Source organism: Tenacibaculum aquaeponti (assembly GCF_057221555.1).
Window position 1 is genome coordinate 3,128,927 of sequence record NZ_CM170147.1, and the last position, 20,696, is coordinate 3,149,622.

Genomic DNA, 20,696 nt, shown 5'->3' on the forward strand with positions numbered 1-20,696 from the left:
ACACTATGTTTTAATTATATTTGTGAAAAAGAAAAGAAATGAAAAAGTTAAGTATAAAATCTTGGGCTATAGATGATAGGCCAAGAGAAAAATTGTTGAATCATGGAAAAACTATTGTAACTAATGCCGAGTTAATTGCGATTCTCATAGGTTCGGGAAATCGTACAGAAAGTGCTGTAGAATTATCGAAACGAATTTTATCTTCTGTAAATAATAATCTAAATGATTTAGCGAAACTCTCAATTCAAGAGTTGATGAGGTTTAAAGGAATTGGAGAAGCAAAAGCTATAAGTATTATTACAGCCTTAGAATTAGGTAAACGACGTCATTTTGAAGAAGGTAAAGATGTGTTTAAAATAAAATCCTCTAATAATGTTTTTAATTTAATGCAATCTATTGTAGGTGATTTACCACATGAAGAATTTTGGGTTGTGTATTTAAATAACTCGAATACAGTGTTAGATAAATATCAAATTAGTAAAGGAGGATTGGTAAGTGCTTTAGTAGATATTCGATTAATTTATAAAAAAGCGTTAGAACTAGCAGCTGTAGGAATTATTTTAATTCATAATCATCCATCTGGAAAATTATCTCCGAGTACCTCAGATATCCAACTTACAGAGAAAATAAAAAAAGCTGGAGTTGCATTAGATATAAAAGTTCTCGATCATTTAATTATAACTGAAAAAGATTACTTTAGCTTTGCAGATGAAGGAATGCTGTAATCAGTAAATTATTATTAACTTATTAAGGAGTAAAGTTTACTGATTATCGATAATTGAACATAGAAACTTGATACTAGTTTATACACATAAAGTTACTCCACGAGTACGCTATATATTTAAACATATTTTTACGCGTATTTTGCAGATAGATATCGATTTTACTTCTAAAGTAGAAGATTTCGTGGCTTTTGCTGGACCAAAAATTTCATACACGAAAGTACCTTTAGGGAATGAGTTTTTTATAAAAAGTACCAGTCTTTTATTTGAACAAGGTGTTAGTGATGTTGAAATTGATGTGTCTAAATGGGAAGATGTGCCATGTTTCTTTTTTCAGGGTCAGAAATCAACAATACCATTCGATATTTTTTCGGCAAGTTTTTTTCTCATTACAAGATATGAAGAGTATTTGCCGCATATTAAAGATAAATATGATCGATTTCCTGCAAATCAAAGTTTAGCTTTTCAGAATGGTTTTTTAGAAAAACCGGTTATCGATATTTGGGCTTATAAACTTTTAACCAAGTTAAAAGAACGATTTCCAGATTACGAATATAAAGAAAGAGAGTATCAATTCATTTCTACTATCGATGTTGATCATGCCTATGCTTACAAATACAAAAGTTCAATTCGTGCCATAGGAGGTTTTATAAAAGATGTTTATAAACTGAATTTTTTACACGCTATCGATCGCATTGCTGTTAGGTTCAATTTAAGAAAAGATCCATATAATACTTTCGAGCAAATTATTTCACTAAAGAAAAAATACAATGTTAGAACAATTTTCTTTTTTCTAATAGGAGATTATTCTACATACGATACTAATATTTCTGCATCAAAAAATAAATTTCGTCTATTAATTAAAGACATGGTAGATTATGCTAGGGTTGGATTGCATCCTTCTTTTTATACCATGAACAATTTTGAAAAGTTAAAAACTGAAAAAGAGCGTTTAGAAGGAATTACTAATATGCCAATTTTTAGGTCGAGACAACATTATTTACGATTTGCTTTACCAGATACATTTCAAAAATTAATCGATTTAGAAATTCATGAAGATTATTCTATGGGATATGCAAGTCATGTCGGATTTCGTGCAAGTACATGTACTCCTTTTTATTTTTATGATTTAGATTTTGAAATCCAAACACCATTACGAGTATTTCCTTTTGCATTAATGGATACAACCTTAAATGATTATATGAAGCTTACACCTAAGCAATCTCTGGGGAAAATAAATGATTTAAATAAGCAAGTTAAAAAAGTAAATGGAACTTTTATTACATTATTTCATAATGAAAGTTTAAGTGGTTATATGCGTTGGAAAGGCTGGGGAAGAGTTTATGAATCGATGTTAAAAATTATCGCGAATTCATGATCAAATTGATATCTAGAAAAAATCTAGAAGTAGATAAGTATAATGATTGTATTGAAAACTCTATACAGTCAAATGTTTTTGGTTTTTCATGGTATTTAGATAAGGTTGCTGAAAAATGGAGTGTTTTAGTATTAAATGACTATGAAGCTGTAATGCCAATTCCTTGGCGAAGAAAATTATTTATTAAATATGTTTATCAACCTTTTTGGACTATTCAATTAGGAATTTTTTCTAAAGAGATTGAAGATGAAAATGAATTTTTAATTGAGTTATTTTCTGAGTTTAAATATGTGAGTATTCGTATGAATATGCAAAACTCGTTAAATATGTTTCAAGATTATGGACTTCAAAAAGAATTGCAAGTAATTCCTTTTACAAAAGAGTATTCTAAAATTTTTAAGGACTATAATAGAAATAGGAAAAGAGAATTAAAGAAAGCTAAGCAAGCAGATTTAATTGAAAAATGGGATGATTCACCAAAAGTATTAATAGAGCTTTTCCAGTCGAATGTAGGAAAGAGAGTTCAGAAAATTAAAGATCAAGATTATTTGAAACTTTATAAGTTGATGAATGTTTGTATTCAAAATAAAGTAGGAGAATTACTAACAATTTACGATAAAAACAATCAATTAATTTCAGGTGCTTTTTTCTTAAAACATAAAGGAAGAGTAACAGAATTGGTTTGCTCTTCAGATTTTAAAAATAGAAATAATGGCGCTAATACTTTTATGAATGATAGAGCAATATTTAAATATGAACGTAATTTTGATTTGTTCGATTTTGGTGGTTCATCAATGAAAAATATCGCAAAATATTATCATAGTTTTGGCGCAAAAGATGAACATTACTACCAATTACATTACAATAAATTGCCTTTTTTATTACGCTTATTTAAGAAATAGAATTCTTTTTTCTGTAGTATAATAAGAAGAAGATTAAAGAAACAATTCCTGTAAACCATTGCAAACTAGCTGAAGTTATTGCAGCGCCTTTAATTCCGTATTCGGGAATTAGTTTTTGGTTACTTACATAGTTAATAATTAAAGCTGTTAAAGTAATGTAGAAATTAATGTGTACTAGTCCTAAAGAAGAAAGTAGATTACCAAAAAGACCTCTTAAGATTAAGATTCCACATATTCCTAAATTTAGGATGAAAAAACTTTCTTTATAATCAACGAAAGATGCATCTAATATGTTTAAGAAAAAATCATCAAAAGCATAAAAAAAAGAAACGTAAATTATACTAATAACTAAGAATAATTTACAGTAATTTATACAATAGTTTTTTATAAAATTAATATCGTTAATTTTTTCTGTAAGCGTTACAAAGTCAGTTGTAATAAATACTCTTGGTAAGAATAAAATACTAAATGGTAATAATGAGATATATCTGTATACTGTAACTTTTTCAGGTTCTTGCAAAATGTTTCCTATTAAAAGAATATCGATAGCAAAGAGTAATATAGTGGCTACATTTGAAAGTCCGCCAAATACACCATATTTCCAAAAATTGATATCAATAATATTTAATTTAGGACGTGTTAATAATTGTAAAACTCCTTTAAATTCCTTGAAATAAAACGCAACACAAATCGTGGGAGATAATAATAATGCTATTATGTAACCAATTTCTTGAAATGTAAAACTTAAAATAGTAACAAGAGTTACCATGATAAGAGAATAAGAAATATCTATAAAAGCGTGTTTTTTGTTCTTGTGGAATAATCGAGTTTTTATTTTTAAGATTTCAAACAAGAAAAAAGGAACAAATATTAATGAGAAAATAGCTAAATATCTTCCTGAGTTATCTATTGAAAAATGAAAGCTAAATCCAAAAAGAGCAACAAAAAAACTCATGATTAGTGATATAAAAACACCTCTTTTTAAAACATAAAATAGCAATTGCTCTTTATCTTTTTTCGATTTTAATAAAGCTCCGTATCGAATGTAACTTTGGTGCAAACCCAGCCCAACTAACGGAAGTATAAATGTTATAATATTCCAAGCGTAAAGAACTTCTCCTAAAGTTTTTTTAGAAATTAATTGTAAAGCGATCCAAGAGGTAACAAAAGATAATCCTCTAGCTATTATTGTTGCGCTTAAAACAAAACCTCCAGACCGGTTAAAAAAATCTTTTATGTAATTTATAAATTTATTCAAGATATACAGGTTTTGTAAAGTTCAGAAAAGCGTTTGCCAATCGTTTCGTAGCTAAAGTTTTGTTTCGTATAGTTGTGTAAAACAGTACTGTTAATTTTTTCTTTGTTATGATAAATGTCAACTAATGCTTTAACAAGTTGATCTTCATTTTTCGAATCAATTAAAATTCCATAATCTTTCGGGAAAAATTCAGAAATACCTCCAACATTAGTGCTAATTACAGGTGTTCCACAAGCAAAACTTTCTAAGATAACACAAGGTTGATTTTCATAATTGCTAAAAAGCACAAAAACATCAGCCTGTTGCATTTGTCTTTTAACTTCTTTATGTGATATATGATCTATGAATTTAATTTGATTGGTAATTTTTAATTTATCTGAAATGAATTGATATTTTTTAGAGTTTTCTCCAACCAAAATAAGTTCAAATGGAATGTTTTGTTGTTCAAAATTTTTAATAGCTCGAATAATTCCTGAAACATTTTTATGAGAATCTACCATATTAGAAATATGGAGTATGGTGAATTTTTTGTTAGATTTTACATTAGGTTGAAAAATATTGGTGTTTACTACATTTGGAATGATAGTATAATTCCCTTTCAATCCTAATTCTTCCATAGATAATTGAAGATCTTTGGAAACCGGACAAATATATTGAGCTTGTTTAGCAATTAATTTAGAAAGTTTTAATGCCGTATGAGAAATTTTTTCAGATAAAGGTTTATGATAACCTGTCCAATGTTCAGAAATGATAAAATTCTTCTTTTTAAACCATTTCAAATACAGAGCTAATATTCCAAAGGGAAATAATTCATTTAAATGCACACTATCAAAATGATCAATCTTTTGTAGCAATAATTTAAAGGCTCGATAAAAATGAAATGCCTTTAAAACTTTATTTTTTGAAGGCTTTATATATGCTATATGAACATTTTCATTACTAACAATTTCTATACTCTTTTTACAGTTTGAATCTGTTATAATATGAATTACAGAAACGTTGTGATATAATTGAACAGCTTCTGCATGTCTCTCAATAAAATCACCATTATTGGGTAATACCCGAGACGGATACCAACCACAAAGAAAAAGAATATGTTGTTTTTTAGAGTCCAAAATATGGGCTCTAAAATACTAATAAAGGCGTTGTTTACACAACGCCTTTAAAAGAGTTTTTCAATTTGCAATTTTCCCGCTATTTAATTTTCATTACTTCTTCTAAAAAAGAAGGTAAGCCACTGGATCCAGTAGGATCACTCTCCCAATGACTAAGTACACAACTCATATAATTATCTCTTACTTTACAGGCAACATAGTATACAATTAATTTTTTTCCACCAGATAAACCTAAAAAAAGAGAAGTGCCTCCAGTAAACTCATATGTCATTTTTGTTGCTTTTGTAGAAGTTCCTTCAAATTCAATCGCAATTTCTTCTTCAGAAATGACTTTCATTTTTTTAGATTTTGTAATTGTTAATTGAAAATCAATGGCTTTTTTAGCACTTTCTATTTCTTTATGAATAGACCAATTCATTTGTCCTCTACCAGGACATTGAATACTGTTAATATCTCTCCAATCACATTTTTTCCCAAGTTTTATCTGTCTGCCTCCAAAATCAACAATTCTTAATTCAGGTCTAGCAAATCTGTCTTGCGGAATTTTATTTTCCAAAGCTAGAGGTATGAATTCTTGTTCTAGTTTAGTGTCTCTTAAATGAGCGCTAAAAAATATGACCGAAATTTGCTTCTTTTTATTTTCTACAAAATAGATTGAGTTTTTCTGAGTCAGTTTTTCATTAATTTTTTGTTCAGAAGTAATTAAAAAATGATTGTATTTAATAATAGCATCTGTTTTTCTAATTTCCTTTTTTCTAATTCGGTATTTTCTGTACACTTTTTTTAAGCCTTTTTGATTAAAGGAATACGGAAAATCTTGTCGAGTAATTCTAATACCATCAATATTGTAAAAAACAAGGCCTCCATTTTCAATAGCTTGAAGTCTGTCAAAAGATATTTTATTTTGGCTATTTATTCCATATAAAATGAAATAGATAATAAAGTATAATTTTAATTTCATTTTTTAGATGTTGAATTGAACGAAGACTCCCATTTTTCTAATAATTTCAATATTATTAATGTTAAAGCCTAATTGAATACCTAAAGAAAATAAAGGTCCGGTTTGAAGACGTAATTTCCCATGAAAAGGAAATCCTATACCGCTACCATAAAGAGATTCAGAATATTTTATGTCATAATAATTTCCTTGAACATGTCCTAATCCAGCAAAAACATCTAAAAATACTATCTCTGTTATTTCAAATTCTCTACCATATAAAACATTAAATTCAGTAAATGATTTCTTCCGATGAGAAGAATCAAACAAGATGTCTAAAAAATCAACTTCCCATATACGGGTTAATTCTAGTTTTATTGCATTTTTATCAAGGTTGAAACTAATATCAGCTCCAAATGCGAGTCCGCTAAACTTTTCTGAAGTATTTACAGAAGTAATAATAGAAACACTCCCTGTTTTTTCTGTAAGTTGAGGTATTTCATTTTCTATTTTTTTTTGATCTAGTTTATTATTGATATTTTGACTATTCACATTAATTGTTATCAATGTAAAAAGTAAGAAGGTTATAATATTTTTCATTTTTAAAATTTTAAAAGTTCCAATTAATTAAAGCTGAGTTTCTTTTTTGATTTTTATTCCATAATCCGATTTGTAAGCCTTTTAAATCACTACATTCATTAACTATTCCTATTTGAATTCCTCTACATTTAGAGCTTTTGTTTCTCAAAACTCCGATTCCAAGACCGTTTATTTTATAATGATTATTAACTAATCCAATAGATAATCCGTTAGAAAAGGAACCGAAATTACCCGAAAGATTTACCTCTAGTCCATTAACTTTTGTTCTTTCAGAATTAAACAAACTCAAGTCAATTCCGTTAACAATATTGAATTGAGTAATATCATTTGGTATGCTATCATAATCTTCATCACTTATTTCATAAGCGTGTATAGCCATTAGAAAAGGCATAAAAATTGTAAATGGATCTACTCCTAATCGAATCCCATTTACATCGCAATCTGTATCAGCAGAATCAAACATCGTTTCAGAATATTTAATACCTATTCCGTTTATTAAATAAATATCCGAAGGAATAAAACCTATGTTAGCAGAATCATTTTTTAAAGAAAATAAGTTGATGTTTTGTGCATAAACATGTGCTTTAAAAAATGAAATGAAAAAAATGGTAAAACATAAATTTTTCAGAACTGAAAATTTTGAAGAATTCTTCATAATAAAAAGATTTAAAAAGTTTCTTCAAAAGTATTTTTAGCTCGTGTTTTCTTAGTCCAACATTAAGGTTTATGCTAGAAATAGGACAAGTTTGATGATTTTTGGATACTCAGTTTTAGGAGTTTTGATCTCTAAAACTTGAAGGAGTAATACCAGTATGCTTTTTAAAAGCATTGTAAAAAGTAGACTTAGAATTAAAGCCAGATTCTAAAGCTATAGAAGTAATTGTGTAATTATTATATTCTGGATCGATTAATAATTTTTTAGAAAAATCTACTCTGTAGGTGTTAATTAAATAGTTGAAATTTTGAGAAGTTTCTTCATTAATAACTTTCGATAATTGACTACTACTTATTTGTAATTCGTTAGCCAAAGTTTCTAAACTAAGAAGATTGTCTAAAAAGCGTCTATTATCTTTTATATAAGTAGTAATTTTTATAAATTTCTTAGATAAGTTTTCTTTTTCTTCTTTAGGCTTCGCAACAATTTTTTCCCGTATAGATTTTCTTTCGTTTACTTGTTTTAATACGAAAACCAATTCATATCCTAACCAGTAAATAAGAACAGTGGTCATTATTCTTAAAGGGTAATAGAAAACAATAAAATTATCAAAGTTTAAATAAAATTTTATACTTAAGGCTGTAATCCATAAAATGTAAGTTATACCAGCTAAATAAATAAAAGTATTCAGCCATTTTAAATTATCAAAACTTAATATCTCCTTAAATAAGTGAGACTTATTTTTTAAAATATTATAACAATAAAAAAATAAAGTAAGAGAAATTAATAAGCTTATTGCCTCTTCTACAGCAGTGTATTTTTCATAGAATAATAGATAATTGCCATCATTACTAATATCATTTACAAAAGATAAATTCACTACTTGTAAAATAATGCTGATAAAGAAAATAGGAATTACAATCTTTAAAACATTAAAAAAGTTTTCCTTAATATGTAAGTAATGAATTAAAAATGTGTAAAAAAGTGGAGCAACTAAAAAATGCCAAGGAATTTGAATATATTTTAAAACAAAGAAGTCTTTAATTAAGAACCACGATTGTAAATTATTTAAAGCAATAACTAAAATCATCAAGTTTATAAATAATATTCCTTTATTTTTAATATTCTTCTTGATTAAGAAAAAATTGAAAGCAAAACCGTGAATAGCGCTAATAATTAAAAATAAATTAAAAAATTCTGATAATTGCAATTGTACTTTTTTTAGGAGTACCAAGATATATTTTTTTAACAATTAAATTAAATCTTAGCTGAATTATATCCTTACTTTTGGTTTATGACAGAGATTGAACATATTTTTTTTGATTTAGATCACACTTTATGGGATTTTGAAAAGAATTCGGCATTAACATTTCAACAAATTTTTAAAGAACAAGAGATAACACTTGATTTTGATAAGTTTTTAGAAGTTTATATTCCGTTAAATCTTAAATATTGGAGATTATTTAGAGAAGATAAAATTTCTAAAGAAGAACTTCGATATCGAAGATTACACGATGTTTTTGAAAAACTAAATTATTCAGTAACAGATGAATTAATTCATAAAATATCAGAAGATTATATTAAGTATCTTTCTGATTATAATTTCTTAATCGAAGGAGCATTAGAAATATTAGAATATTTAAAGCTAAAATATCAACTTCATATTATTACAAATGGTTTTAAAGAAGTTCAACATAAAAAAATAATTAAATCAGGAATTAGGGATTTTTTCAACTTAGTAGTAACATCTGAAAGTGTAGGATTAAAGAAACCAAATCCGAAAATATTTGATTTTGCGTTACAAGAGGTTAACGCAGAGCCAGAAAAATGTGTAATGATAGGTGATAGTTTAGAAGCTGATGTAAAAGGAGCTATAGATATGAAAATGCAAGCTATTTTTTACAATCCTAACAAGGAAATAGGAATTCCTAATGTTCAAAGTATTTCTTCTTTGTTAGAAATTAAACAATTTCTCTAGAGATTTTACGTTCAGAATTAAAAATAAATAGAATGAAGTTATTTTTTAAAATTATCTTATGCAGTATTTTGTTGATGATGAATTCTTGTGTTGAAGATATTAATTTTAACCAAGCAGAAGATTTAGAAATTACCCCAGCAGTTTTAGCATCTTTGGTAAATGCTACAATTACTCAAAATGATTTAGTTGTTGGTGGTTTAGAAGTAAGTGCTCCGATTGAACAAACTTCTCTTTTCACTATTTTTAATAATCAACAGTCAAATGATAATTTAGAACGTGTTGTTTTGCAATTTGCAATAAATAATCAATTTAATAGAGGTTTTAGAATAGACTTCTTTTTTTTAGATAATGCAGATAATTCAACATACGACCCAATAACTTTAAATATAGCTCCAAATCAATCAGATTTTACACAAGAAGAAGAAATTCTTTTAACTAACGAACCAACTTTTACTAATACGAGAAAAGTTAGAGTAAGAGTAGAATTATTACCAAGTACCGATGGTTCAATAATTGATGCTAATGTACCAGCTTCATTAAATTTTAGGTCAGCAGGAACCTTATATTTTAGAGTAAATTAAATTTATGAATAAAATCTTTTTATTTTTCTTCTTTGTATATACAAGCTTAAGTTTTAGTCAAAATAAACAAGTTTTATATGGTTTTGATAAAATTCCGCAAGGATTATTATTAAACCCTGGGGCAGAAACAGATTATAAATATCATGTAGGAGTTCCTGTATTATCAGGAATTTCAATGAGTGTAAATACATCAGGCTTTACCGTTGCTGATTTATTTAGAGATGATAATATCGATTTTACCACCAAATTCAATAATGTAGTTAATAATTTAGGTAGTAACGACTATGCTTACATTAATTCTCAGATAGAAGTAATTAATGCAGGGTATCAATTAAATAAAAAAGATTATATAAGTGTAGGTTATTATACAGAAGTAGATGCTTTTTTAAAAATACCTAAAGAGTTTTTAGAGTTAATAAAAGATGGAAATGCCCCTTTTATAAATAGAAGTTTTTTGTTCTCTGATTTAGCTACAAAAGCAGATGTATTAGGAGTTATTCATGCAGGGATTACTAGAAAACTTAATGATAAGTTCATAGCAGGTGCCAGATTAAAGATTTATTCAGGAGCTATAAATATTACATCTACAGGTAATAGAGGGAGTTTTACTACTCGTTTAGGAACTTCTAGTTTGTATGAACATGCATTAAATAATGTAAATATTAATGGTTATAGCTCTGGGTTATATAATGAAAATGATGAATTTGATCTTCAAGCTGAAGATATTACAGGAAATATTTTTTTAGGAAGTAACTTAGGTTTAGGATTCGATTTAGGTTTCACTTATGTGGTAGATGATCAAACCGAACTATCGGCAAGTTTATTAGATATTGGTTTTATAAGTTATTCGAATAAAGTTAGAAATGGAAATGTTACAGGAGATTATATATTTAGTGGAATTGATTTTAGGTTTGATAATACAAATCCAGATTATTGGCAAGATTTAAATGATCAAATAAATGATAGAATTCCAAGAAGTGAAAATGCAGAATCCTATTCTGTAATGAGACCTTTAAAATTAAATTTAGCCGGTAAATATAGTTTTGGTAAATCAAGACGAGAAGAAAGTTGTTCCGATATGTCATTTAACGATTACTATAATAATACAGTTGGAGGACAAATCTTTTCTGTTCTGACACCAATAGGACCAAAATTTGCTTTAACTGGTTTTTTTGAAAGAAAAATATCTAATAGATTTAATACTAAAATTACATATACAGTTGATGATTTTTCAAACTCAAATATTGGTTTAGGAATATCAGCGAATGTATGGAAACTTAATATTTATACAGCAGTAGATAATGTATTTCAACTTTCAGATGTAGCAGCAGCGAATAGTGCATCTTTCCAGTTTGGAATTAATTTTGTTTCTAGATAAACAATATTGTAATAGCTTTAAAAGCTTTTTTACTATCTTGTCGTTTTTGATATAAATTTATTAATGATGAAAAAAGTACTTATTCTTCTATTCTTAACCACAACAGCTGTTTTTGCTCAGAAAGATGTAAATAATTATAAATATATTTTAGTACCTAAACAATTTGATGGTTTTAAAAAAGCAGATCAATACCAAACTAGTTCATTAATTAAGTTTTTATTAGAAAAAAGTAATTTTACTGTTTTTTTAGAGGATGAATCTTTACCTACAGATTTAGCAACTGATAGATGTAAGGCATTAACAGCAAATTTACTCAATGATTCAGGAATTTTTAGCACCAAAGTTCAAATTGAATTTAAAGATTGTTTTAATAAAACAATATACACCTCCGTATTAGGAAAAAATAAATTAAAAGATTATAAGAGAGCTTATCATAAGGCAATAAGAGATGCTTTTAAGTCAATTCAACAACTAAATTATAAATATATTCCTGAAGCAAATGAAAAACCTATTGCTGTTAATAATAGTGTTTCTTCTACAAAGGTAGCTGTAAATAAGGTAGAGAATACAGTTAAACAGGCTGATGTTAATGTTGAAGAGAAAGTCAATGAAGCAGTCTCAGGAATTCTTTATGCACAGCCTAAAGATTACGGATTTCAATTAATTAATGATATTCCAGAAGTTGTTTTTAAACTTTTAAAAACTAAAAATCCGAATACATTTATTATAAAAGATAAAAATGGAACATTTACAAAGAAACAAGGTAATATTTGGTCTGCCGAATTTTATGAAAATGATAAACTAGTTACTAAACTTTATAGTGTAAAGTTTTAGTAATTGTATTTCTCTTTCCAGCGTTTTCTTAATGTTTCTCGGAAACTGTTTTCTCTAGCATTGTTTCCAGGTTCATAAAGTTTTGTATTAGAAATTTCTTCGGGAAGGTATTCTTGATTTACAAAGTTGTTTTCATAATTATGAGAGTACAAATAATCTTTTCCGTAATCTAAATCTTTCATCAATTTAGTTGGAGCATTTCTTAAATGTAAAGGAATAGATAAATCGCCAGTTTTTCTAACTAAATCTTGAGCTTTACCTATGGCCATATAAGAAGCATTACTTTTTGGGGAGTTAGCCAAATAAACAGCACATTGACTTAATATTATTCTAGATTCTGGATATCCAATTACAGATACAGCCTGAAAAGTATTATTAGCTAAAATTAAAGCAGTAGGATTAGCATTACCAATATCTTCTGAAGCAGAAATTAATAATCTTCTAGCAATAAATTTTACATCCTCACCGCCTTCAATCATTCTAGCTAACCAATACACAGCTCCATTAGGATCACTTCCTCTAATTGATTTAATAAAGGCAGAAATAATATCGTAATGTTGCTCACCTGTCTTATCATATCTAACAGTGTTTTTCTGTACTTTTTCTAAAACAAGTTTATTGGTAACTTCTATTTCATTTTCAGAAGCTACTATTAGTTCAAATACATTTAAAAGTTTTCTAGCATCACCTCCAGAAATTTGTAACAAAGCATCTGTTTCTTTTAATGTTATTTTTTTAGAAGATAAAATCTCATCCTTTTTAATCGCTCTATTTAAAAGTGCAATTAAATCATCTTTATCAAAAGAATTTAAAATGTATACTTGACAACGAGACAAAAGTGCTGGAATAACTTCAAAACTTGGATTTTCAGTAGTTGCACCAACTAATGTTACCCATCCTTTTTCTACAGCACCAAGTAAAGAGTCTTGTTGTGATTTGCTAAATCGGTGAATTTCATCAATAAATAAGATTGGATTTTTTTGAGTGAATAATCCTCCACTTTTTTTGGCTTTCTCAATTACTTCTCTAACATCTTTTACGCCAGAACTTATTGCACTTAGTGTGTAAAATGGTCTATCGGACTCTTTGGCAATAATATTAGCTAAGGTTGTTTTTCCTATTCCAGGAGGTCCCCAAAAAATTAATGAAGGAATAATTCCATGTTTAATATGATTGGTTAAAATACCATTTTTACCAACTAAGTGTTGTTGACTAATATAATCGTCTAAAGATTTGGGTCTAATTCTTTCTGCCAAAGGTGCACTCATAAAGTAAAAATAGGAAACATTTATGACAGATTAACAAGAAATATAAAATGGTTTTCTTTTTGATAACTATATAAAATATGGAACAAGAGGAACAATTTCAGTTTAAGAATAATATAATAGTGATTCCTTTATTATTTGTTTTCGCTATATGGTTCGTTTATTGGGTAGAAATTAAATTTGGTTTTAATTTTAACAAACTTGGCGTATTACCAAGAACATTAAAAGGTTTTAAAGGTGTTTTTTTGTCTCATTTCATACATATCGACACAAAACATTTGTTTAATAATTCAGTTCCTCTGACAGTGCTTTTAATGGCTTTATTTTATTTTTATAAAGAGGTAGGAGGGAAGTTGCTAATTATTGGTGGTCTACTAACAGGTTTTCTTACCTGGATTATAGGTAGAGAAGCTTATCATTTTGGAGCAAGTGGTGTTGTTTATTTATTATTCAGTTTTATTTTTTTTAGTGGAATTATTAGAAAACATTTTCGTTTGGTTGCTATGTCTTTAATTGTAATTTTTCTTTATGGAAGTATGATTTGGTATTTATTTCCTATAGAAAAAGGAATTTCTTGGGAAGGGCATTTGTCAGGTTTTTTAATTGGGTTAATTTTTGCTATTTACTATAGAAAAGTGGGTATAGTTAAAGAGAAATTTGTGTTTTCTAAAACGGAGTTTGATGAAATGTTTGATGAAGAAGGGAATTATGTACCTCCTGTTTTAGAAGAAGAACAAAACTTTGAAGAAATTAATTACAGATATATTTATATACCTAATGTTAAAGAGGAGGAAGAATAAAAAAAAGGAGCTTTAAAGCTCCTTTTTTTTATGATTTTATTCTTTGTCTTATGGTTTCATATAAAAAAGCACCACAAGCTACAGATACATTTAATGATTCTATTTCTCCTAATAAAGGTAATTTTGCTTTGTAATCAGCCATTTTCAAAACTGAATTACTAACTCCTTTATGTTCAGATCCCATTATGATTGCCGTAGGTTGATTTAAGTCTACATCATAAATTGAATCTTCTGTTTTTTCAGTAGCAGCTACTAATTTAATATCTGCTGCTTGAAATTGAAATATAGCGTCTTTTATATGATCTACTTTACAGATAGGAACTTTAAACGCAGCACCGGCAGAGGTTTTTATAGTTTCTGCATTTACTGGAGCACTACCACTTTTCTGAATAATTATCCCATCTACACCTGTACATTCAGCAGTCCTTATAATTGCACCAAAATTCCTAACATCAGATAGTTGATCTAAAATAATAAATAGAGGTGTTTTATCGGAATTTAAAGTTTTCTCCATTAATATATCTAATTCATAAAAAGTAATGGGAGATATTTTAGCAACAGCTCCTTGGTGATTATTATGTTTAGATAGCCTGTTTAATTTTTCTACAGGAACAACACTTGTAGATATTTTATTTTTTTTAATAAGTTTTTCTAATTCAAAGTAAAGTTCTCCTCTTAAACCTTTTTGAAGATATACTTTGTCTATTGTCGAATTACTTTCAATAGCTTCTATAATAGCTCTAATACCAAAAATTGTTGTAGTCTGTTCCATGTTGCAAAGGTATAATAAGTATAATAAAAAAACCATCTCTTTAAGAGATGGTTTTTAAATACTATGAAATAAAGTTTATTGCTTCGTTAATTTAAACTCATAAGCTCCAAAGTTACCTAAAGAACCATTTGTAGAAATTGAGAAACCACCTTCGTTGTAAGCTGTTTCACTAATTGTTAGGTTAGCAAAAGCAGCAATGTTTAAAGGATCATTGCTATAAGAAACTTTAGCATTACATGTATCAAAAGTAATTACTGTTCCGTTTGGTAAATAAGTATTGAAACCAGCAGAATTTGTAACTACTAACTTAATACCATCAGTATCAGTAGGATCTAAAGCTAACTCAATTTGATAAGATTCACCAAAAGCACCTGCTAAAGTTAAACCAGCATTAGTACCACCAGCACTAAATACCTCAGCAACAGTATATGTTCCTACCCAATCATTGATTGAAATAGGACAATCATCATCAATTAAAGTTAAATTTTGAGTTACGTTATTAACGCCTCCTACTAAACCTACAGGAGCAGAACTATCTGATGTTAATGTTACAGCTATCTTTAAATCTCCGTCAGTAGCAGCGTTGTTTACTGGTGCTATAACAATTTTACCAGAAAACTCACCAGCAGGAATCTCTAAAGTTCCTCCAGTTACATCTACATATCTAGAAGGATCTTCAGAAGTAACTGTATATTTAACAGTAACACCGTTTTGATTTGATTTTGCACCATATAAAACGTCTATTTCAACATTTGTAGCACCTTCAGATACAGTTCCTGTTTCAGAAGCTAGCTGAATAAAACCAGCTTCAGGAATATCAGTGATAATATTCTCAGTTGGATCACATCCTGCTAAAACCAATACAGCAAGAATGAATATATATGAACTTATTTTTTTAATCATAATTATTAAATTTTAATTACTAATTAGTAACCAGGGTTTTGTACTAAATTAGGATTAGCGTTTATTTCAGATGCAGGAATAGGTAAAGTAAATCTTTGATCTGCAGGAGTTAATGTGCAAGCATTATCTAATGATGCACAATCTTCAGAAGCTCTGTTAAGTCCTTTACCTAATCTACCTAAATCAAACCATCTATGGCCTTCATAAGCTAATTCAATTCTTCTTTCATTAAAGATAAAATCTAAAGCATCATTTAAGTTAACATAAGTTGGTTGAGTAGTATTAGAACCAAAACGAGCATCTCTTAATCCTTTTATTGTCATCTGTGATGCAGCGTAGTTTCCAGCTCTAGCTTCAGCTTCAGCCTTAATTAAATGCATTTCAGAAACTCTAAATACTTTAACATCAGCTAAAAATTCTAAAGCAGTACCTGGGTATTTGTTGATTAAGTGTGAGTTAGCTCCAGGGTCACTATCAGCAACATTTAAATTAGTAGAATATCTAATATCTGCTGGATCTAATTGATTAAAGAATGAATTAGACATTTCAATAAATGGTCCACCTCCTGAAAAGTGCCAAATAAATCCTGGTCTAGCATCTCCTTGTATTCTTGCAGCTTTAAAAATAACCTCTGTATTATCTTGATCTAAGAACATTGCTCTATATTGAGCTTGATCAGCTAAAGGGTATTTTGCGATTAATTGGTTCGCTAAACTTAAAGCAGTAGTATATTCACCAGTAAATAATGCAATTCTAGCTCTTAAAGCAGTGATAAAATCTGCAGTAACAAAACGATTATCAGTTTGTGTAGCATCTAATAAACCACTTGCAGCAGTAAGATCAGCTTGAATAGCTTGAAGTACTTCTGAAACAGTATTTCTTGTCAAATTTTCTGTTGTAACAACAAAATCTACAGCAGGAACACTTAGTCCATTAGGATCTAAATAATCTGGAGTAAAGTATTGAAATAACTCGAAATGAGCAAAAGCACGTAAAGCACGAGCTTGACCTAATATGTGATTTGCAGCAGTTTCTTGTCCTGCTTTATCTACTGTAGGGAATGCTTGAATAACTCTCGAAGCATAGTTAATCATTCTATATCTAGTAATCCAAATAGTTTGAGCGATACCAGTGTTTGGATTCATAACTAAACCGTGTAAGTTTAATTGCTGACCACCATTATCAACACCAACTTTTGTGTTATCTGTAAAAATAGAATTTAAAGTAATAGAACTATTATCATACTGACTATAAGCAGCATTAAGTCCATTTTGTAAATCTGTTACATTCTGAAAAGCTGTTTCAGGAAGTAAAGAGTCGTTAGGTAAAATGTCTAACTGCTCATCACACGAAATAAATAATGTTGATGAAGCTAGAGCTAATCCTAAAAATATTTTTTTAATTGCTTTCATTTTTTTTAAAGTTTTAAATCAACACCTAATGTTATAATACGTGAGTTCGGGAATGAGAAGAAATCATTAGAAGCAAAAGGATCAAATTCTGGATCGAATCCTCTCCATGCAGACCAAGTTAATAAGTTCTCTCCTTGTAAATACACTTTCATTGAACTAAAAGGACTTTTCTTAACTAAAGAGTTTGTTAATTCATATCCAATAGCGATGTTTTTTAATCTTAAATAAGAAGCATCTTCTAAGTATCTGTCAGAAAGTAAGTTTCTAGTTGAACCAGAGTTTAAAGATGGGATACCAGTGATATCACCTGGTTGTTGCCAAGCATCTAATAAGTTAGTAGTAGCATTAATTATACCAATTAAACCTGGATCTTCAGCTACACCTAATGTACCATTGTATCTGTAAACGTCTGCAGCAAATGTAAATTGAGCATCTAAAGAGAATCCTTTGTGGTAGAAAGAAGTACTAAATCCTCCTTGGTAAGTTGGTATAGTAGACTTTCCAGTAAATACTCTGTTTGCTGGGTCATATTGTTCAGTAATGTTTCCATCTCTATCTAAATAAAGAGGTCTACCATTTGCAGGGTTTACACCAGCCCATCTAACTGCGTAATATTCATTAAATTTATGTCCTACAGCTTCAGGAGCTCTTTGACCTGGATTTAATATAATATCTCCATTAGCATCAGCTTCAACACCTTCTAATCTTGTAATTTCGTTTTTGTTTAAAGATCCATTAACATTAACAGTCCATGAAGTATTTTCGTTTGAAATTAATTTATAATTTAAAACTGCTTCTAAACCTCTGTTTTCCATGTCTCCAATATTACCTGGAACTTGAGTAAATCCAGTTAAGTTACTTACTAAGTTAGTACCAAATAAATCTGTAGTTTTATTAATATATGCATCGAAAGATCCAGTAAGTTTGTTGTTTAATAATCTAAAATCAACTCCTACGTTTGCTTTTGCAGTTTCTTCCCATTTAATATTAGGGTTACCTAATTGACTAGGGAATAAACCAACACTACCATTATAACCACCTCCAGTATTAAACTGATCAAAAGGCACGTCTAAACCGCCATAGTAACCACCTAATAATCTATCGTTACCAGTGATACCATAACTACCTCTTAACTTGATGTCGTTTACGATATCTGAAGGTTCAAATAAAGATTTTGTTAAGTTGGCAAAACCTCCAACAGCCCAGAATAAACCAAATCTATTGTCTCCAACAAAACGAGAAGAACCATCACGACGTAAAGTAACATCAAATCCAGCAATCTTATCATAGTCGTAAGTAGCTTTTCCAACTAAAGAGAACTGAGATACTTTATTTTTAAAAGAACCTACTCCAGGTATATAGAAATAATCATCTACACCATCATTGTTAGGGTCTTCAGTAGTAGTACCAGCTACGAAACCAGCTCCAACTCCTTCTAAACCTGGTATTAAACCAGTTTGCGCATAGCTGAATCCGTTAATTTGTGAATATAAAAATTCCGTAATACCTATAACAGAGTAATTATGTTTCTCGTTAATAGTGTCATCGTAACTTAATCTGAAATCAGAAATAGTTCTTGTGTCTCTGTTGTAGTTTTGACTTTGAGATCCTTGGAATTGTGCATTAGGGTCATTTGCATTTCTACCTCTAATACTATGTGTTGGTTGTAATTGGAAGTTTTCACTTTCAATCATATCCACACCAAATCCAATATGTCCTCTTAATTTATCTGTAAAGTTATAATCAGCAGTTAAAGATCCAGTAATTCTTAATTCTGTAGTTCTGTTTGTATCAAATCTAGCAACATTTTGAGCGATATATGGAGTGTTTAAGAATCCATCATCGTCATCAGGGTCAGTGTTACCTTCTACATTTAAAGTTCCATCAGCATTATAAGCTGGTAAATATGGTTTAGCAACAAAAGGAACGATAAAAGGGTTACTTAAAGATCCACTTCCAGTTCCTGTTCCAACACCACCTGCAAAATCAGATCTACTAAATCCAATACCAATAGTTGAGTTGAATGTAAATTTGTTAGCTTTATAAGTAGTGTTATTTCTAACAGTCATTCTCTGTAATCCAGAACGTAAAGTAATACCTTCTTGATCAAAATATCCTAAAGAAGTATATGAATTAATGTTTTCTGAACCAGAAGAAAAAGAAAGATCATGAGAAGTAAAATTACCTACTCTTAATAAAATATCTTGCCAGCTTGTGTTAGTTTGAGAAGCTGTAGCAATTTGTGCATCAGTTAAAGGAATTGGTGCAGCTCCAGCAGCTCTTACAGGTAATCCTGTAACTGAAGCAATGTAGTCATCATAAGCACCACTACCAACACCAACACCAGCTTGTCTTTCAATTTCTAAAATTTGTCTAGAGTTTGCTAATGTGAAGTTAGGGTTTTGTTTGAATGTAAATCCACTTCTTCCTGAATAACGAATTTGTAATTTTTGACCTGATTTACCTTTTTTAGTTGTAACTAAAATAACACCACCAGTTGCTCTGTTACCATAAATAGCTGTTGCAGATGCATCTTTTAATACTGTTACCGAAGCAATATCATTTTGGTTGATAGATCTAAAGTTATCTTCATCTACAGGAACTCCATCAATAACAAATAATGGCTCAGAGTTACCAGATAAAGAGTTAATACCTCTTAATAAAATAACACTGTTTCCACCTGGTTGACCGTTACCTGTAGCAATATTTAAACCTGGTGATTGAGATTGTAAAGCTTGTACTAAAGATGCAGTAGGTCTTCCTTCTACGTCCTCTGCACTTAATACAGTTACAGAAGAAGAAACCGTTTCTCTACTTTCTGTACCATAACCAGTAACTACAACTTCTTCTAAAACATTATCTCCTTCCATAGTGAAACTGATATTGTTTGAAGCACCAACTACTTTTTCTACAGTTTTCATACCAACAAAACTAAAAACTAAAACATCTCCAGTTTTTGCTTTAATTGAATACTTTCCGTCAAAGTCAGTTTCAGTACCAGAAGTGGTACCTTTTTTTAATACACTAACTCCAGGTAAAGGCCCGGTTTCATCCGAAACAGTTCCTGAAATTGTTCTGTCTTGCGCAAATGATATTTGCACAACCAACGCCAAAAGGAGCGTTAAAATCCCATTAAACTTTGTTTTCATTGTATAATTGTTTGAATTAATCAATCGCTAAAATCTTAATTTTATCTTAAATAAACA

General features: G+C 29.0%; 19 protein-coding genes. 8 read left to right on the forward strand and 11 right to left on the reverse strand.

What is annotated here, in order from left to right:
• Positions 1 to 38: 38 nt before the first annotated feature.
• The 3 genes from radC to AC2TEO_RS14175 all read left to right on the forward strand — a co-directional run bounded on the left by radC (position 39) and on the right by AC2TEO_RS14175 (position 3,002).
• Positions 39 to 725 carry a RadC family protein gene (gene radC / locus AC2TEO_RS14165; protein WP_442265458.1) on the forward strand — a complete coding sequence of 229 codons (687 nt, stop codon included), beginning with the start codon at positions 39 to 41 and terminating at the stop codon, positions 723 to 725.
• A gap of 67 nt (positions 726 to 792) precedes the next feature.
• Entirely contained in the window at positions 793 to 2,100 is a 1,308-nt protein-coding gene (locus tag AC2TEO_RS14170; protein ID WP_484730863.1) for a polysaccharide deacetylase family protein, read from the forward strand.
• Positions 2,097 to 3,002 carry a hypothetical protein gene (locus AC2TEO_RS14175; RefSeq protein WP_442265460.1) on the forward strand — a complete coding sequence of 302 codons (906 nt, stop codon included), beginning with the start codon at positions 2,097 to 2,099 and terminating at the stop codon, positions 3,000 to 3,002. The genes AC2TEO_RS14170 and AC2TEO_RS14175 overlap by 4 nt, the downstream gene beginning before the upstream one ends.
• Here AC2TEO_RS14175 and AC2TEO_RS14180 read toward each other — a convergent pair.
• From AC2TEO_RS14180 to AC2TEO_RS14205, 6 genes are all read right to left on the reverse strand, one after another.
• Positions 2,992 to 4,260 carry an MATE family efflux transporter gene (locus tag AC2TEO_RS14180; RefSeq protein WP_442265461.1) on the reverse strand — a complete coding sequence of 423 codons (1,269 nt, stop codon included), beginning with the start codon at positions 4,258 to 4,260 and terminating at the stop codon, positions 2,992 to 2,994. The genes AC2TEO_RS14175 and AC2TEO_RS14180 overlap by 11 nt on opposite strands.
• Complete coding sequence (locus tag AC2TEO_RS14185; protein ID WP_442265462.1) at positions 4,257 to 5,375, reverse strand: glycosyltransferase; 1,119 nt, start codon at positions 5,373 to 5,375, stop codon at positions 4,257 to 4,259. Before AC2TEO_RS14185 ends, AC2TEO_RS14180 begins: the two co-directional genes overlap by 4 nt.
• A gap of 79 nt (positions 5,376 to 5,454) precedes the next feature.
• Positions 5,455 to 6,336, reverse strand: coding sequence for a hypothetical protein (locus AC2TEO_RS14190; RefSeq protein WP_442265463.1), 882 nt, complete (start codon positions 6,334 to 6,336; stop codon positions 5,455 to 5,457).
• Positions 6,337 to 6,339: 3 nt separating this feature from the next.
• The gene (locus AC2TEO_RS14195; protein ID WP_442265464.1) at positions 6,340 to 6,912 is read right to left on the reverse strand and encodes a hypothetical protein; all 573 of its coding nucleotides are present in this window, start codon (positions 6,910 to 6,912) and stop codon (positions 6,340 to 6,342) included.
• A 10-nt stretch (positions 6,913 to 6,922) separates the two neighbouring features.
• The gene (locus AC2TEO_RS14200) at positions 6,923 to 7,567 is read right to left on the reverse strand and encodes an LA_2272 family surface repeat-containing protein (RefSeq protein WP_442265465.1); all 645 of its coding nucleotides are present in this window, start codon (positions 7,565 to 7,567) and stop codon (positions 6,923 to 6,925) included.
• Between the two features lie 115 nt (positions 7,568 to 7,682).
• On the reverse strand, positions 7,683 to 8,777 hold the full coding sequence (locus AC2TEO_RS14205) for a helix-turn-helix domain-containing protein (RefSeq protein WP_442265466.1): 1,095 nt from the start codon (positions 8,775 to 8,777) through the stop codon (positions 7,683 to 7,685).
• An 84-nt stretch (positions 8,778 to 8,861) separates the two neighbouring features.
• Here AC2TEO_RS14205 and AC2TEO_RS14210 point away from each other — a divergent pair, with 84 nt between their 5' ends.
• From AC2TEO_RS14210 to AC2TEO_RS14225, 4 genes are all read left to right on the forward strand, one after another.
• Positions 8,862 to 9,545, forward strand: coding sequence for a YjjG family noncanonical pyrimidine nucleotidase (locus AC2TEO_RS14210; protein WP_442265467.1), 684 nt, complete (start codon positions 8,862 to 8,864; stop codon positions 9,543 to 9,545).
• Positions 9,546 to 9,577: 32 nt separating this feature from the next.
• Entirely contained in the window at positions 9,578 to 10,126 is a 549-nt protein-coding gene (locus tag AC2TEO_RS14215; protein WP_442265468.1) for a hypothetical protein, read from the forward strand.
• Positions 10,127 to 10,130: 4 nt separating this feature from the next.
• Positions 10,131 to 11,504 (forward strand): DUF5723 family protein, encoded by a 1,374-nt coding sequence (locus AC2TEO_RS14220; protein ID WP_442265469.1) that lies wholly within the window; start codon positions 10,131 to 10,133, stop codon positions 11,502 to 11,504.
• 66 nt (positions 11,505 to 11,570) lie between these two features.
• On the forward strand, positions 11,571 to 12,338 hold the full coding sequence (locus tag AC2TEO_RS14225; protein WP_442265470.1) for a hypothetical protein: 768 nt from the start codon (positions 11,571 to 11,573) through the stop codon (positions 12,336 to 12,338).
• Here the strand turns inward: AC2TEO_RS14225 and AC2TEO_RS14230 are convergent.
• A complete protein-coding gene (locus AC2TEO_RS14230) occupies positions 12,335 to 13,606 on the reverse strand; it encodes a replication-associated recombination protein A (RefSeq protein ID WP_442265471.1) in 1,272 nt (423 codons plus the stop codon). The genes AC2TEO_RS14225 and AC2TEO_RS14230 overlap by 4 nt on opposite strands.
• A 77-nt stretch (positions 13,607 to 13,683) precedes the next feature.
• Here AC2TEO_RS14230 and AC2TEO_RS14235 point away from each other — a divergent pair, with 77 nt between their 5' ends.
• Positions 13,684 to 14,403, forward strand: a complete 720-nt coding sequence (locus AC2TEO_RS14235) for a rhomboid family intramembrane serine protease (protein WP_442265472.1) — start codon at positions 13,684 to 13,686, stop codon at positions 14,401 to 14,403.
• A gap of 28 nt (positions 14,404 to 14,431) precedes the next feature.
• Here the strand turns inward: AC2TEO_RS14235 and rlmB are convergent, their stop codons facing one another.
• The 4 genes from rlmB to AC2TEO_RS14255 form a co-directional block, all read right to left on the reverse strand.
• Complete coding sequence (gene rlmB / locus AC2TEO_RS14240; protein ID WP_442265473.1) at positions 14,432 to 15,175, reverse strand: 23S rRNA (guanosine(2251)-2'-O)-methyltransferase RlmB; 744 nt, start codon at positions 15,173 to 15,175, stop codon at positions 14,432 to 14,434.
• A gap of 75 nt (positions 15,176 to 15,250) precedes the next feature.
• Positions 15,251 to 16,078, reverse strand: coding sequence for a hypothetical protein (locus AC2TEO_RS14245; protein WP_442265474.1), 828 nt, complete (start codon positions 16,076 to 16,078; stop codon positions 15,251 to 15,253).
• A 23-nt stretch (positions 16,079 to 16,101) separates the two neighbouring features.
• Positions 16,102 to 17,490, reverse strand: a complete 1,389-nt coding sequence (locus AC2TEO_RS14250; RefSeq protein WP_442265475.1) for a RagB/SusD family nutrient uptake outer membrane protein — start codon at positions 17,488 to 17,490, stop codon at positions 16,102 to 16,104.
• Positions 17,491 to 17,495: 5 nt separating this feature from the next.
• Entirely contained in the window at positions 17,496 to 20,639 is a 3,144-nt protein-coding gene (locus AC2TEO_RS14255) for a SusC/RagA family TonB-linked outer membrane protein (RefSeq protein ID WP_442265476.1), read from the reverse strand.
• Positions 20,640 to 20,696 lie beyond the last annotated feature (57 nt).

Bases quoted from the DNA above. Each gene is read 5' to 3' on its own strand.
- radC (WP_442265458.1), top strand. From the start codon at position 39: ATGAAAAAGTTAAGTATAAAATCTTGGGCTATAGATGATAGGCCAAGA.
- AC2TEO_RS14175 (WP_442265460.1), top strand. From the start codon at position 2,097: ATGATCAAATTGATATCTAGAAAAAATCTAGAAGTAGATAAGTATAAT.
- AC2TEO_RS14190 (WP_442265463.1), bottom strand. From the start codon at position 6,336: ATGAAATTAAAATTATACTTTATTATCTATTTCATTTTATATGGAATA.
- AC2TEO_RS14195 (WP_442265464.1), bottom strand. From the start codon at position 6,912: ATGAAAAATATTATAACCTTCTTACTTTTTACATTGATAACAATTAAT.
- AC2TEO_RS14200 (WP_442265465.1), bottom strand. From the start codon at position 7,567: ATGAAGAATTCTTCAAAATTTTCAGTTCTGAAAAATTTATGTTTTACC.
- AC2TEO_RS14210 (WP_442265467.1), top strand. From the start codon at position 8,862: ATGACAGAGATTGAACATATTTTTTTTGATTTAGATCACACTTTATGG.
- AC2TEO_RS14215 (WP_442265468.1), top strand. From the start codon at position 9,578: ATGAAGTTATTTTTTAAAATTATCTTATGCAGTATTTTGTTGATGATG.
- AC2TEO_RS14220 (WP_442265469.1), top strand. From the start codon at position 10,131: ATGAATAAAATCTTTTTATTTTTCTTCTTTGTATATACAAGCTTAAGT.
- AC2TEO_RS14225 (WP_442265470.1), top strand. From the start codon at position 11,571: ATGAAAAAAGTACTTATTCTTCTATTCTTAACCACAACAGCTGTTTTT.
- AC2TEO_RS14230 (WP_442265471.1), bottom strand. From the start codon at position 13,606: ATGAGTGCACCTTTGGCAGAAAGAATTAGACCCAAATCTTTAGACGAT.
- AC2TEO_RS14235 (WP_442265472.1), top strand. From the start codon at position 13,684: ATGGAACAAGAGGAACAATTTCAGTTTAAGAATAATATAATAGTGATT.
- rlmB (WP_442265473.1), bottom strand. From the start codon at position 15,175: ATGGAACAGACTACAACAATTTTTGGTATTAGAGCTATTATAGAAGCT.
- AC2TEO_RS14245 (WP_442265474.1), bottom strand. From the start codon at position 16,078: ATGATTAAAAAAATAAGTTCATATATATTCATTCTTGCTGTATTGGTT.
- AC2TEO_RS14250 (WP_442265475.1), bottom strand. From the start codon at position 17,490: ATGAAAGCAATTAAAAAAATATTTTTAGGATTAGCTCTAGCTTCATCA.
- AC2TEO_RS14255 (WP_442265476.1), bottom strand. From the start codon at position 20,639: ATGAAAACAAAGTTTAATGGGATTTTAACGCTCCTTTTGGCGTTGGTT.